Source organism: Bradyrhizobium icense (assembly GCF_001693385.1).
GTDB classification, from domain to species: Bacteria; Pseudomonadota; Alphaproteobacteria; order Rhizobiales; family Xanthobacteraceae; genus Bradyrhizobium; species Bradyrhizobium icense.
Map to the genome: position 1 here is coordinate 6174275 of NZ_CP016428.1, position 13271 is coordinate 6187545.

Here is a 13271-nt window from a genome sequence, read left to right on the forward strand (position 1 = left end):
AGTTCCATAAAAAGCTAGGGAACCGGCTTTGCCCTTGCAAGCGGTACAGGTCACACCTTGGATAACTAAAAGCGTTGACGTGATGAATTGGTCACAGCAGACGCAGCAGGTATTCGAGGGTGTACAGCGCCAGCCCTGCAAGCCCGCCGATCAGCGAACCGTTGAAACGGATGTATTGCAGGTCGCGGCCGATGTTGATTTCGATCAGCGAGATCAGTTGCCCCATGTCCCACGACTTGACCTGGTCGGAGATGAAGGTCGAGACGCCGCTCTTCTGTTCGGCGATGACCGTTCGCAGCACGGCCACGAGGCCCTGGTTGATCTCGGTGCGCAGTTCGGCGTCGCCGGCCAGCGCCTCGCCCGCTTTCACGAACATGCGCACCAGATATTGCTCCAACACCTGCGTCTCGCCCGAGGCGCTGCGCTCGAAGAAAGAGCGCGTGTTCTCCCATATGTGACGCGCGAGCCCCGCCACTTCAGGACGCGCCAGCAAATCGCGCTTCAGTCCTTGGATGCGTTCGGCGTAGCTCGGATCGGTACCGAGGCGGTCGACGAAGGAGAGCACCATGCGATCGAACTCGCCGCGGAACGGATGCGCGGGATCGTTGCGGACTTCCTCGAAGAAGGCGGTGGCGGAAGCCACGATCTTGTTCACCAGGAACTTGTCGGCGCGATAGAGTTTTAAAAGCGTCGGCAATTCGGCGCGGATCTTTTCGCGGATCATCGCCATGGTTTCGGCCTGCGTCATCGTCTGATGCACCGCGCGCAGGATGTCATCGAGCAGGCCCGAATGCCGTCCCTCCTTGACGAAAGCGCGCAGCGTTCCGGCGGCAAGCGGCGCCAGATCGATCGCCATCAGTTGCGCCGTGATACGGCGGCTGACGAACGTCATCAGGCCGGAGGTCTCCGTCGCTGCCACCGCTTCCGGCAACAGCCGCAGCGCAAAGCGCGCGAGATCCTCGCTGCGCTTCTTGTCGCGCAGCCAGTCGGCGATGAATGCGCCGAAATCGATCTGCCGCAGCTTGGCCTCGACGGGGGCCGCTTCCAGGAAATGCTTCTCGATGAATTCGCCGAGCTTGTCGGCGATGCGGTGCTGGTTGCTCTGGATGATTGCCGTGTGCGGGATCGGCAGTCCCAAGGGCCGCTTGAACAGCGCCACCACGGCATACCAGTCGGCGAGGCCGCCAATGGTGGCAGCCTCTGCAAAGGCCGCGATGAAGCCGAACGCCGGATGCAGCGGCAGCAGTGCCCTTGCTGCGAGAAAGGTCGCGAATGTCGCCGCCAGCACCGACGTTGCCAGCAACTTCACGCGCCGCAACTCGGCGGCGCGGATGGCATCGCCCGGGCTGTCGATGATGAAGGTGGCGGGAAGGGTCATGACGGCTTTCGAGTGGTGAGTGCGAACTTTAGCGCTTCACGCCTGACGTGTCCCGGACGCGGTGCGGCGCGCCCTTCGCGCTGCTCCGCAGAGCCGGGACCCACGCGATCCGTGGATAGGCCCCGGCTCTGCAGCGCATCACGCCGCACGGGCGGCGCGCTGCGCAGCGTCCGGGGCACGCAAGCGCCTGACAAGACAAAAAGAAGGCCCGCTTTAAGCGGGCCTTCGAAACAGGAGTTGTCAGCGTATCGCGATCAGGCCGTCTTCTCAGGCGGTCTTAGAGTAGACCTTGGCAAAGTTGTCCTGTGCGGTCTTGGCGCTGTCGGCGACGAGCTTGCCGAGATAGTCGGTGGTGGCCTTCGCCCGCGAGACGAACACTTCGCCGCGCGCACGGACCAGGTCCGACTGGATCTGGGCGGCTTCGCTCAGCGACTTGGCCGAAGCGAGCTTGTCGATGCCGGCGAAGAACGCTTCCGCGTCCTGGTAAAGCGCCTGCTGGATGTTGCGGCTGATCTTGGCGGCCTCGGTGACCGAACCGGCAACGGCGGTCTCGATCGCAGCGGTCGCCTTCTCCGAACCGGCATAAAGGTCGGCGGCGCGCTCCTTGGCGGTCTCGGTCTGCTTCTTCACGAACTCACGGGCGGCCTCCGGAACTTCCAGGTTCTGGAGCTTGGTGAACGCCTCGGTGACGGGCGCGAAGGCATCCTTGACGGTGTTCAGCACGGAATTGGTTTCGGTGGTCATTGCAGTCTCTCCATCCTCACGGTTTGAGCTATGGGCTCACCCCGTCCGGATTGGCCCGGGGCACAAGCGTTGTGCCATAGTTAATGGTGCGGCGCAACATCAATGTTGCACCGCGATATCACGAATTCGTGATAGGCTTAATGGATGAGCGGTTCGCCCAGAGAACCGGCAAAGTTCCAGTTTAGGAGCCGGCCCATCTACTTTGCATGGGGTTGTTTTCGCGATTTTGTGTCTGGCTAGTGCTGGACCGCCCCGGGCAGGCCATAGGCCTCAAGCTGTGCCCGAACCTGCGCCACATTGTGCCCGAGTACGACGATGTCGTGCTTCTTTCCGTCGACGTCCCGGACATGGTCGCGCAGCAGCGCCTCGGCCCTGAAACCAATGCTCTCGAACAACGCGATCGCCGCCTGCTGGTCCACGGTCATCTGCACCGACAGCTTTTCCAGCCCGGCGCCCAAGGCCAAGGCGAAGGTCTCCTGCGACAACGCCCGGCCGACCCCCTGCCCGCGGACATCAAGCGACACCACCATGCGGATCTCGCCGACATGGGGCGACCAGGAATGCGGGTCGCGCACCAGCGTGCCGCAGCCGACCACCGAACCGCCCCTCACTGCCAGCAGGCTGACGATCTGGCCGCGCTCGATCTCGTTGACCCAGGCCGAGAGCACTTTGGGCTGGCTGATGTTGCGCGGCAGGAACAGCAGATCATGGGTCGGGAGGTTTTGCGCAAATGCCAGCACCGCGGCTTCGTCCGCCCGCCCCATCATGCGGAATTCGATGTCGCCGGCATCGGTCTTGACGTGGCGCGGATAGGAACGTGTCTCGCTCATGTTGATCTCTTACCTAGCCAGGAATCCAGTTTCGGCCACAGCCGCTTGATCGCGTTGGCACCGGCGACGAGGCTGACGTGACCGCCCTTCAGCATCACCTCTTCCTTGTCTGATGAGCCGACCTTGGCGATCAGGTGCTTGGCCGCGTCATAGGGCACGATGTGATCGTGCTCGGCGACCGCATGCAGGATCGGCACCGTGATCCTGGAAATATCCGCCGCGCGGCCGCCGACCGACATGGTGTCGTTGTAAAGCTTGTTGTCCCACATCAGGTTCTTGGTGATGTCGCGGAAGTACTCGCCAGCCAGCGGCAGCGTATCGGTCGCCCAGCGGTCGAACATCCGGTACGACTTCACGAACTCGTCGTTCCAGATGTTTTCCCATAATTGCACCTGGCTGACGGTGCGCGAGGCCGGCCGCAGCATTTCGAACGAGGACAGGATCATTTCGGGCGGCACATTGCCGACACTATCGACGAGGCGATCGACGTCGAAATAGCGGCGATCGGAAAAGTTCTGGAACAGCTTCATCTCGCGAAAATCGATCGGCGTGGTGAAGCAGATCAAATTCTTCATCGGCCCGTCGTTGAAGATCGAGCCGTACAGGAGCGATAGCACGCCGCCGAAGCAGTAGCCGATCACGGTAACGTCCTGCTCGCCGGAATCCTGCTGTACGCGGCGAACGCAATCGGGGATGAAGTCGAGGACGTAGTCCTCCATCCGCAACGATTTTTCTTCCGGCTTGGGCGCGGTCCAGTCCAGCATGTAGACGTCGTAGCCGCGCTTCAACAGAAACTCGATGAAGCTCTGACCCGGCACCATGTCGAGGATGTAGCCGCGGTTGGTGGTGGCCATCACGATCAGGATCGGCACGCGGTAGATTTCATCCGCGATCGGCCGGTAGTGATAGAGGTTCATGGTGCCGCGGACGGCCAGAATGTCCTTTGGCGTCGAGCCGAGCGACGGGCCGGAGGTAGAAAAATATTCGACGCCCTTGATGCTGCGCTGGATCGCGCGCTGCACCTCGGACTGGACCCGCTCCGAAATGGAAGCGAAATCAAGACCCGCGGGCGCGTTCATTTCTCCTCTCCCTCCGACGGCGGACGCTTCGTGCGTGGCGGCCGCGGCGTGCCGTAGCCGCTCTCCAGCGACAGCGAATTATGATGCACCTGATGCAACAGCGCCTTGATCTCGTTGAGCTGGCCCTCGATCGCCTGCAGCCGCTCGGCCATGCCGACGAGCTGCGCCCGGCTCGGCAGGTTCATTGCCAGCAGGTACTTCTCCATCAGTTCGCCGAGCTGCTTCTGCGCGCCTGCGCTGACGCCGCCTACTTGATTCATCATTTTTGAGAATTCGGGCGATGCCATCGCCTGGTTGGCGAAGGAGTTGAACCCCTTTTCCATCTCCCCAAGCATGGTCTGCCAGATCACGGCAGGATCGTTGCCTTTGTCGGCCATCAGCGCGCCCTCTCCCGAAAGACTACGAGCGCTTGCCACGCTTCGCTTGTGTTTGGCCCATACCACACGGCGGGCCGGTCAACCATTGCGACGTCTTCTGCGGTGCGGGAAACCGTGCCATAGTTACTGATGCCAGATATCACTTGAGGGAAGACATACACGATGCTTGCCCATCAGCCGCCCCAGATCGCCCGCGCCAACGGCATCGACATTTGCTACGAGATTTTTGGCGATCCGGCCGCGGAACCGATGCTCTTGATCATGGGGCTCGGCGCCCAGATGATCCATTGGGACGACGATTTCTGCCGCCAGCTCGCCGCGCGCGGTTTTCGCGTCATCCGTTTCGACAACCGCGACATCGGCAAGTCCTCGCACCTTTCCGGCGGCAAGCGGCTGACACCGTTCGAACTGTTAAAGCTGCGGTTCCTGAAGATCCCGGTGGCTGCACCCTACAAACTGATCGACATGGCCAAGGATACCGTCGGCCTGATGGATGTGCTCGGCATCAAATCGGCACATCTGGTCGGTGCCTCGATGGGCGGCATGATCGCCCAGGAAGTCGCGCTGTCGTTTCCGCAGCGGGTGCGTTCACTGACCTCGATCATGTCGACCACTGGTAACCCCAAGCTACCGCCACCGACGCGGGAGGCGAGCGCCGTGCTAATGGCGCCGCCGCCGACCACGAAGGAAGAATATTTCGACCGGTTCGCCAAGACCTGGAAAGTGCTGCGCGTCGGCTCGTTCCCGGAAGACGAGGCGCTCGACCCTGCCCGCGCCGCCCGCACCTATGAACGCGGCCTCAATCCGAACGGCGTCGGCCGGCAGTTGCGGGCGGTGCTCGCCTCCGGCAGCCGCAAGGAACGGCTGCATCACCTGAAGATTCCGACGCTGGTCATCCACGGCACCGTCGATCCGCTGGTGCGCCCCGAAGGCGGCAAGGACACCGCAGCGTCAATCCCCGGCGCAAAGCTGCTGATGATCGAAGGCATGGGCCACGCGCTGCCGATCCCGATGTGGCCCCAGATCATCGGCGCGATCGCCGGGCACGCGCAGGGTGCCGCGGCAAAGGCGGCGTGATCTATCTCGTCGTTCCTGCGAAATCAGGAACCCTTAACCACCGGCGTGCGTAGTGTTGAGCGCTGTGACTCCAGCCCAGTCGCGGCATCAGCATTTGTAGTTATGGGTCCCTGCGTTCGCATGCGTTCGCAGGGACGACAGTGGAGATAGAGTCGAGCCAGTCAACTCTTCGTTGCGATCCAGATCACGTGACGCACGCCGCGGCCTTTGCCGGTGGCGCGGATGTTGACTTCATTGACGTCGAAGCCCGCGCCGCGAAGGCGTTTTGCGAACGCGGGATTCGGCCCCGAAGACCATACGGCAAGGGCGCCGCCCGGTCGCAGCGCGGCGTGCGTCGCATGCAGGCCAGCAGCGTTGTAGAGCGCATCATTGCCCTCACGAGTAAGCCCTTCCGGTCCATTGTCGACATCGAGCAGAATGGCGTCGAACTTCGAACGCTGCGACCGGATGATCTCGGTGACATCCGTCTCTCGAATGCTCACGCGCGAATCGTCCAGGCTGTCGCCAAAAAGTTCTGCCATCGGGCCTCGGGCCCAACTGATCACCGCCGGCACCAGCTCCGCCACCACGATCTGCGCTTCATTGCCGAGCGCGGCGAGCGCCGCACGCAGCGTAAAGCCCATGCCCAATCCGCCGATCAGCACATGCGGTTTTGCGACCTTTTCGATCTTCTTCGCAGCGAGCGTCGCGAGCGCCGCTTCCGAGCCGGACAGGCGGCTGTTCATCAGTTCGTTGCTGCCGAGCTTGATCGAGAACTCCTTGCCGCGGCGCATCAGGCGGAGTTCGCTGCCGGTGCCAGGAATGCGGGCGGTGTCGAGCTTTTCCCAGGGAATCATGCGGAGGGTTGTAGCATGCGCTCTCAATAGCCGTCGTCTCTGCGTTCGCATTGCGTTCGCAGTGACGACGGTTTATCCGCCAGCCCAAACGTCCAGCACGTAGCGGTTCTTCGTGCCGAGATCGTCGATCCAGTGCAGGCCGGCTTCGGCGTCGGCACCCGACTTTTCGCGATAGATTGCGACCAGTGCGGCCTTGACGTCGGGCTCCATCTTGCCGCCGTCGCCGCAGACATATACGATCGCGCCCTGCTCGATCAGGCTCCAGACGCGGTCCTTTTGCGCCGTCACCTGGTGCTGCACATAGGTCTTCGGTCCCTCGGCACGCGAGAACGCGGTGTGCAGCGCGGCGATGCCGTCGTTGGCGAAGGCCTTCAATTCATCCGCATAAAGGAAATCCTGCTCGGGATGACGGCAGCCGAAGAACAGCATTGCAGGTCCCAGCTTGGCGCCCTGCGCCTTGCGGTGCGCGCGCTCCTGCAGAAAGCCGCGGAACGGCGCCAGCCCCGTGCCGGGACCGATCATGATCACGGGTTGGGCCGCATCATCCGGTAGCCGGAAGCCGGCCTTGGTCTCGCGAATGGTTGCATGCACGGTATCGCCGACCCGGCGTCCGGCGAGATAGTTCGAGCATACGCCTTTGTAGACGCCGCGTCCTGAGCTTGCCGGCGCCTCCACCACGCCGACGGTGACGCTGCAGCGTGCCGGATCGGAAGAAGGCGACGACGAGATCGAATAGTACCGCGGCGCCAGCAGCGACAGCATTTCCAGGTAGGCATGGAACGGCAGTTCGCAGGCCGGATGCTCTTCCAAGAGGTCGAACACCGATTTGCGTTTGGCCAGGACGTCCGAGCGATAGAGCTCCGTAGACGCGCCGTCGTCGCCGACATAGGCGAGCAGTTTTGGCTTGGTAACGGGACAGCGCGTGTGCTCCGACATGATCTGGATCTGCTTGCGGGTCGCGATCTGCTGCAACTCGACGAACTCGGTCAATAACCGCCCGACCGAGACGGCATCGCCGACCGGCAATTGCGCGCGGCGGCCTTCCGCGACATGAAGTCTGATCTGGTCGGCCGGCAAGAAGCCGAAACGGCGCGCGACGGAATCGACCAGCGCTGGATCGTTGCGCGGCACCACACTGAGATGGTCACCGACGCGATAAGCGATGCCGGGCGGCAATTCCACCTCGATGTGGCGGGTCGAGCGGTCGGAACGACTGGCGCCGGTCTTGTTCTGCAGTTCCGAATTGACCAGCACCTTCATCGGCGCGACGCCGCCTTGCGCCACGATGGTGTGCACGGCCGATGGCGCCACCGGCTCGATCGAATAAAGCGGCGCGTCGTCGGCGCTGCGGGCGAACCCGGAATCGACGCCCAGTTCCTTCATCGCCGCGGGTGCTGCCGCCGCGAACCATTTTTCGAACTGGCCGTCGAGATCGCTGCGGGCATCGCCCTCGCCGCGGGCGTAGAGGCTGCGCGCCCCATGTACCGCCAACCCCTCGTCGATCAGGCGCGGCACGGATTGATAGGTCGCGGCCCAGTCGCTGTTGCCGCAGCCGAACACGGCGTAGCGCACCTTGGCGAACGCATCCTTGGGCAGGCCGCTGTCCAGCCATTTGACGAACTGCGTGGCGTTATCGGGGGCGGCGCCATTATAGGAGGCGCAAAAGATCATCAGCGCGCCCTGCTCCGGCAGCTTGCCGACATAATCATCGAGTGCGCCGAGTTTTGTGGCGAAGCCGTTGACCTCGGCAAGATCAGCCACCCGCGTCGCCAGCTCTTCCGCGGTGCCGAGGTTTGAACCATAGAGCACCAATAGCGGCGTGTTGTGGCCCGGACGGGTCCGCGCCTGCGGCGCCGCCGCGCTCGAGGCCGCGGCCGCGACAGCGGTACGGCCGGCGAAGACGCCACGGTCCTTGTCACCGCGCGGCCGCACCTTGATCTTGAAACCGTCCGGCTTGACCGTCAGCGTTTCCTTCAAGTGCATCTGGTAGCGATGCACATCGACCAGCTTGAAGCGCTGCAGGATCATGCCGATCGCCAGTGCCGCCTCGTGCATCGCAAAGCCACGGCCGATGCAGGCACGCTGGCCGTTGCCGAACGGCTTCCAGGCGTTTATCGGTCGCTTGGCCTCGGCCTCACGGCTGAAATTCTCGGGATCGAACACGTCCGGGTTCGGACCCCAGACGCTGGGGTCGCGGTGCAGCGCCATCACCAGCACGGTGATGAACGTATTCTTCTTCAGCTTGTACTTACCCCCGCCGATGGCCTCGTCCTGAAGCGGCGTAATGCCGTAGGCGGGTGCCGGCGGCCACAGCCGCAGCGCTTCCTTCAAGATCTGCGTGATATAGGTGAGCTGCGTGACCTGCTGATAAGTCGGCCTGGCGTTGATATCGGGTCCGAGCACCCGGTCGACTTCCTCATAGGCCTTCTTCAGCACCTCGGGATGCTTCAGCAGCGCGTAGATGGTGCACGAGAGCAGTCCGCTGGTGGTCTCGTGGCCCGCAATCAGAAAGGTATTGATCTGGTAGCGGATGTTGATGTCGTCGAGCTGCTCGCCGGTTGAGCGGTCGATGCCGGTCATCATGGCGCCCAGCATATCCTTCTTGGCCTCAGTGGCTTCCGCACTACCGCGGCGCTCCGCGATGATCTCGTCGACCATCTTGTTCATGAACACGACATCCTGCGCCAGCGTCTTGCGCCGCTTCTGCATCCAGAGATTTTCCAGCGGCAGGCCGCGGGTCATCATGATGGTCTCTAGCGAGCGCACCAGCGATTCCACGAACGGATGGTAGTCGCGGCGGTAGAATGAGTTGAAGCGGTAATCGAAGCCGCACAGCCCGATTGTATCGAGCGTCAGCGCCGTCATGTCGTGCACGACGTCGATTTCCTCGTCGGCGTTGAGCCGCTCCCATTTCTTCACGAGCTGCTCGGCGATGTCTACCATGCTCGGGTGATAGGACTGCATCGCGCGGTTGCCGAACGGTTGCAGCAGGATGTTGTGCGCCTTGCTCCAGTTCGGCTCTGTCGTGTCGGCGGTGAACAGCCCGTCGCCGCCGACCGCGCGGACGCGGCGCAGCGAGCCGCGCACCGTCTTGTCGAAACGCTTCTCGTCGGACAGTTCGTCGATCAGATCGTGGCCGGCGACGATGACGATCGGCGCGCCCATCATGTCGAGCCAGAAGATCGGCCCGAGCTCCTTGGAGAGCTTGACCAGATGCTGCACCGGCGCGTTGGGATCCAGCGACAGCATGTTGCCGACGACGGGCTTCTTCGGCGGATGCGGGATCGGACTGAGTTTGTTGCTGGACGCCATTGTCGAAATGTCTCCCCTGCCCTGTCTCAACCGTCATCACGAGCGAAGCGAAGCAATCCATCGCTCGGCGAAAAGAAAGAATGGATTGCTTCGTCGCTGCGCTCCTCGCAATGACGGCTTGTTATGCGGACCTACCCAAATCTTTTCCTGCGCCACTCGATCAGCTTGCTACTGACCTCGTCCGGCTTTTCCTGCTGCGTCCAATGGCCGCTGTCGCGCACGAGATATTTTTCGAGATCGGGAACCAGCCGCTCCATGCCCTCGGTGGCCGACGGCGGCAGCACCGCGTCGTTCTCGGCCATGATCATCAGCGACGGCACACGCACGGTATGGTCAAGCCCTTCCGAGCGCTGCCAGTTACGGGAAAAATTGCGGTACCAGTTGATGCCGCCGGTGAAGCCAGTCTTGGCGAAGGTGTCGACGAATACCTGCTTTTCCTCCGGCGACAGGATCGGCGTGCGCGGATCGTGCTTGGCATCGTAATTCGCGATCATCTGTGGAAACGCCAGATTGAGTCGCGCCGATGCGCCGACGCCGGCAATCGGCTGCTCCTCCGGCGTACCCGCGGGCCGCGCCACCGGCTTGCGCATGAAGGCGTCGAAGGTCTGCTCGACCCGGCTGCCGAAAATCCTGTCAGGTTCGCGGCCAGGATCCTGGAACTGCACAATGTACATTTTGTCGCCGAAGCGCTGCCGAAACAGCTCGATCGGATCCGCCGGCATGCGATCCCAATGCGGGGTGTTGACGCCGATGACGCCGGCGACGCGATCAAGGTGGCGCAGCGGCATCTGCCAGACGACGAAGCCGCCCCAGTCGTGGCCGACGAAGATCGCCTTGTCGATCTGCAGATGATCGAGCAGCCCGACGAGATCGCCGGTCAGGTGTTCCATATCGTAATCCTCGACCGGCTCGGGCCGATCGGTCGCGCCGTAGCCGCGCTGATCCGGCGCAATCACCCGGATGCCGGCTTCGCTCAGGGCCTTGATCTGGTGACGCCAGGAAAACGCAAGCTCCGGCCAGCCATGGCAGAGAATGACCGGCGGCTTGTCGGACTTCGGCCCCGCCTCGTAGTAACCCATGCGAATACCGTTCACGTCGGCGAACTGCAGCGGTGGCATCTCAATCATGGCAGGCCCCTATTCAGCAGCGCTGGTCATGCTCGGCGGCGGCGCGAACGCCGCCTCCAGCGCTTCAAACTCGACCGGAAGCATGTCGCAGAGAACCTGGACGTGCGGAATGATGTTGGCGCCGGCAATGAAGCCGAAATCGAGCTGGTCGCGGTAGCTCTGCACGGTGATGTTGAGCGCGATGCCGTGCGTCGAGATCGACACCGGGAAGATGTGCAGCAACTCGGCACCGGCCGCATACAGCGTCTGCCGCGGCCCGGGCACGTTCGATACGGTGATGTTGGCTGCCGGCGGCAGCACGTCGGAGAGGTTGGAGCGGCTGTAGAGCAACGCAAGGATCTGGGTCACGATCGGCGCGCCCAGCATCGAGAGGTTGGAGACTTGCGGCATCAGTGCACGCAGCGGATGCGACATCTCCTTCGACTTGGTGGATTGCGCGATGATGGTTTCCAGCCGTGTCTTGGGATCGTCGACATCGGTGGCGATCGCGCAGATCATGCCGAACACCTGGTTATTGGCATCGGCATTGCCCTCCTCGCGCAGCGAGATCGGAACCGCGGCGGTCAGGGACTTGTTGGGCAGCGCCCCCTGGCTGATCAGATAGCGGCGCACCACGCCCGATGACAGTGCCAGCACGACGTCGTTGAGCTTGCCGCCGGACGCCTTCGCTACCGCCTTGGCGCGCGACAGCGAGATCGAGGTGCCGGCGAAGCTGCGTTCCGAGGAGATCGTCTTGTTGAGGATGGTCGGCGGCGAGGCCATGCTGGCCAGGCTGTCGCGCGACTTCGGATCCGAAACCTTGCCGACCACGTCGGACACGCTCTTGAGCATGGTCGGAATGCTGCTGGCGAACTTCACCGCGCTCTCGATCTGGAACATGGCGTTGTCGAACAGGATCGAACCGAGATCGCTTTTTCCCGAGCGCGGCAGTTCGAGACTCTTTGGCGCCGCCTTCGGGTCGAATGGCTGGGTCCAGAGCTGCTGGTAGGAATCGATCAGGTTGGCGGCGATGTCGCGCGGCTCCGGCGCGACCTTGCGCGCCGTCGGCGGATCGACCTGACGCGGCACCGGCGTGATGTCATAGATCATGCTGGTGAGCGCGGCGCCGGCGCCGCCGTCGATGCAGGCATGGTGCATCTTGGAATAAAGCCCGATCTCGTTGTCCTTCATGCCTTCGAAGACATAGAACTCCCAGAGCGGGCGGGCGCGGTTGAGCAGCTTCGCATGCATCCAGCCGACGATGCGCTCCAGCGTCGTGCGGTCGCGCGGCTCCGGCAGGCTGGCGCGGAAGATGTGGCGGTCGATGTCGAACTGGTCGTCCTCGACCCAGGAGGGATGATCGATGTCGAGCGGCGCCTTCTCCAGGCGGGCTTTCAGAATCGGCGCGACGTGCAGCCGCGAAGCGATCATCGCCTTGAACTCTTCGAAGAAGTCGCCCTCGTAGCCTTCGGGCAGGCGGAAGATCGCCATGCTGCCGACATGCATCGGCATTTCCGGGGTTTCCAGATACAGAAACGACGCATCCAGCGAAGACAGCTTCTTGGCGTCCGCCATATTCTCCTCCCGCAGTAGAAAAACGCGGCGCCTTGGCGGCGCTTCTGGCGTCTGGAATGTCTTTGTTATTGGAGCATATCCGAAAGCCGACAGCCATCCCGCATCAATTGCAGGGCGGGATCTTTCGCGATCATGCCCTTAGCTCAGGGCGTGGATTCAGGATTGTGCATTTTCGGGGGGCCCATAGGCAATGGCAAATGGTCCTGATCGGTCAAAATGCTTAAATTCGCCCTCTGCCTGCGCCAGGCGGTCGGCTACTGCCCACAATGCTGCGGGGTTGACGCCGAGCCCGATGTGGCTGGCAAGGTGCACCTCGATGTTTTCGGCGGTTGCGGAGGGGCGCAACAGGCTGGTGTGCCAGTTCACAATGCCGTCGGTCCGGGAATAGATCGATGTCGCCGGCACCGGCAGGTCGCCGGCAATGGCCAAGCGGATCTCCGGATTGTCGTCGACGGTTTCCCCCGACAGCACCTCATAAAGCCGCGTGGCGTTGGTCGCCCGGATATCGCTGGTAAACGGGCTGCCGAGCGTGATCACCGAGCGCACCATGTCCGGCATCTGCAGTGCGAGATCGCGCGCATAGACGCCGCCGAGACTCCAGCCGACCAGGCTGACCTTGCGGCCGGTCGATTCATGGATGCGCCGCAGCAGGTCGCGCAACGCAGCCCGCTTGGAAGCGACGCCGCCGAAGTTGCGGCCCATGCTCCAAGCATAGGTGTCGTAGCCAAGCTCTTTCAGATAGCGCCGCATCGGCGCCATCGATAGATCGCTGGCGAGAAAGCCCGGCAGCGCCAGCACCGGATGCCCGTCGCCCCTCGGCGCACGCATCAAGAGCGGCGACAGCAAGAGGCTCGAATTCAGTTCGAACAGCGCCCGCGTCTCGGCCAGCATCAGAAACAGGCTTGGCGGCCGAAGCCGCTGCTCTTCTGTTGCCGCGCCGCCTTCCGCGATGGCCAC

The 13271-nt window shown here is 62.9% G+C and carries 11 protein-coding genes; 1 reads left to right on the top strand and 10 read right to left on the bottom strand.

Annotated features, from left to right (window positions below; translation table 11 throughout):
* Nucleotides 1-91: 91 nt before the first annotated feature.
* The 5 genes from LMTR13_RS28805 to LMTR13_RS28825 form a co-directional block, all read right to left on the bottom strand.
* The gene (locus tag LMTR13_RS28805) at nucleotides 92-1378 is read right to left on the bottom strand and encodes a DUF445 domain-containing protein (protein ID WP_065730725.1); all 1287 of its coding nucleotides are present in this window, start codon (nucleotides 1376-1378) and stop codon (nucleotides 92-94) included.
* Between the two features lie 267 nt (nucleotides 1379-1645).
* The gene (locus LMTR13_RS28810; RefSeq protein WP_065730726.1) at nucleotides 1646-2122 is read right to left on the bottom strand and encodes a phasin; all 477 of its coding nucleotides are present in this window, start codon (nucleotides 2120-2122) and stop codon (nucleotides 1646-1648) included.
* Between the two features lie 236 nt (nucleotides 2123-2358).
* A complete protein-coding gene (locus tag LMTR13_RS28815; RefSeq protein WP_065730727.1) occupies nucleotides 2359-2952 on the bottom strand; it encodes a GNAT family N-acetyltransferase in 594 nt (197 codons plus the stop codon).
* Nucleotides 2949-4031, bottom strand: a complete 1083-nt coding sequence (locus tag LMTR13_RS28820; protein ID WP_065730728.1) for an alpha/beta fold hydrolase — start codon at nucleotides 4029-4031, stop codon at nucleotides 2949-2951. The genes LMTR13_RS28815 and LMTR13_RS28820 overlap by 4 nt, the downstream gene beginning before the upstream one ends.
* Nucleotides 4028-4408, bottom strand: a complete 381-nt coding sequence (locus tag LMTR13_RS28825) for a hypothetical protein (protein ID WP_065730729.1) — start codon at nucleotides 4406-4408, stop codon at nucleotides 4028-4030. The genes LMTR13_RS28820 and LMTR13_RS28825 overlap by 4 nt, the downstream gene beginning before the upstream one ends.
* Before the next feature lie 162 nt (nucleotides 4409-4570).
* Between LMTR13_RS28825 and LMTR13_RS28830 the strand changes: the two genes are divergently transcribed.
* Nucleotides 4571-5485, top strand: coding sequence for an alpha/beta fold hydrolase (locus LMTR13_RS28830; RefSeq protein WP_065730730.1), 915 nt, complete (start codon nucleotides 4571-4573; stop codon nucleotides 5483-5485).
* 161 nt (nucleotides 5486-5646) lie between these two features.
* Here LMTR13_RS28830 and LMTR13_RS28835 read toward each other — a convergent pair whose 3' ends face one another.
* From LMTR13_RS28835 to LMTR13_RS28855, 5 genes are all read right to left on the bottom strand, one after another.
* The gene (locus LMTR13_RS28835) at nucleotides 5647-6321 is read right to left on the bottom strand and encodes a spermidine synthase (RefSeq protein ID WP_065730731.1); all 675 of its coding nucleotides are present in this window, start codon (nucleotides 6319-6321) and stop codon (nucleotides 5647-5649) included.
* A 72-nt stretch (nucleotides 6322-6393) separates the two neighbouring features.
* Nucleotides 6394-9633 carry a bifunctional cytochrome P450/NADPH--P450 reductase gene (locus LMTR13_RS28840; RefSeq protein ID WP_065730732.1) on the bottom strand — a complete coding sequence of 1080 codons (3240 nt, stop codon included), beginning with the start codon at nucleotides 9631-9633 and terminating at the stop codon, nucleotides 6394-6396.
* Nucleotides 9634-9764: 131 nt separating this feature from the next.
* Entirely contained in the window at nucleotides 9765-10760 is a 996-nt protein-coding gene (locus tag LMTR13_RS28845; protein WP_065730733.1) for an alpha/beta fold hydrolase, read from the bottom strand.
* 9 nt (nucleotides 10761-10769) lie between these two features.
* Nucleotides 10770-12314, bottom strand: a complete 1545-nt coding sequence (locus LMTR13_RS28850; protein WP_065730734.1) for a WS/DGAT/MGAT family O-acyltransferase — start codon at nucleotides 12312-12314, stop codon at nucleotides 10770-10772.
* Between the two features lie 156 nt (nucleotides 12315-12470).
* Nucleotides 12471-13205, bottom strand: coding sequence for an esterase/lipase family protein (locus tag LMTR13_RS28855; RefSeq protein ID WP_156796046.1), 735 nt, complete (start codon nucleotides 13203-13205; stop codon nucleotides 12471-12473).
* Nucleotides 13206-13271: the final 66 nt, after the last annotated feature.

Bases quoted from the DNA above. Each gene is read 5' to 3' on its own strand.
- LMTR13_RS28805 (WP_065730725.1), bottom strand. From the start codon at position 1,378: ATGACCCTTCCCGCCACCTTCATCATCGACAGCCCGGGCGATGCCATC.
- LMTR13_RS28810 (WP_065730726.1), bottom strand. From the start codon at position 2,122: ATGACCACCGAAACCAATTCCGTGCTGAACACCGTCAAGGATGCCTTC.
- LMTR13_RS28815 (WP_065730727.1), bottom strand. From the start codon at position 2,952: ATGAGCGAGACACGTTCCTATCCGCGCCACGTCAAGACCGATGCCGGC.
- LMTR13_RS28820 (WP_065730728.1), bottom strand. From the start codon at position 4,031: ATGAACGCGCCCGCGGGTCTTGATTTCGCTTCCATTTCGGAGCGGGTC.
- LMTR13_RS28825 (WP_065730729.1), bottom strand. From the start codon at position 4,408: ATGGCCGACAAAGGCAACGATCCTGCCGTGATCTGGCAGACCATGCTT.
- LMTR13_RS28830 (WP_065730730.1), top strand. From the start codon at position 4,571: ATGCTTGCCCATCAGCCGCCCCAGATCGCCCGCGCCAACGGCATCGAC.
- LMTR13_RS28835 (WP_065730731.1), bottom strand. From the start codon at position 6,321: ATGATTCCCTGGGAAAAGCTCGACACCGCCCGCATTCCTGGCACCGGC.
- LMTR13_RS28840 (WP_065730732.1), bottom strand. From the start codon at position 9,633: ATGGCGTCCAGCAACAAACTCAGTCCGATCCCGCATCCGCCGAAGAAG.
- LMTR13_RS28845 (WP_065730733.1), bottom strand. From the start codon at position 10,760: ATGATTGAGATGCCACCGCTGCAGTTCGCCGACGTGAACGGTATTCGC.
- LMTR13_RS28850 (WP_065730734.1), bottom strand. From the start codon at position 12,314: ATGGCGGACGCCAAGAAGCTGTCTTCGCTGGATGCGTCGTTTCTGTAT.
- LMTR13_RS28855 (WP_156796046.1), bottom strand. From the start codon at position 13,205: ATGCTGGCCGAGACGCGGGCGCTGTTCGAACTGAATTCGAGCCTCTTG.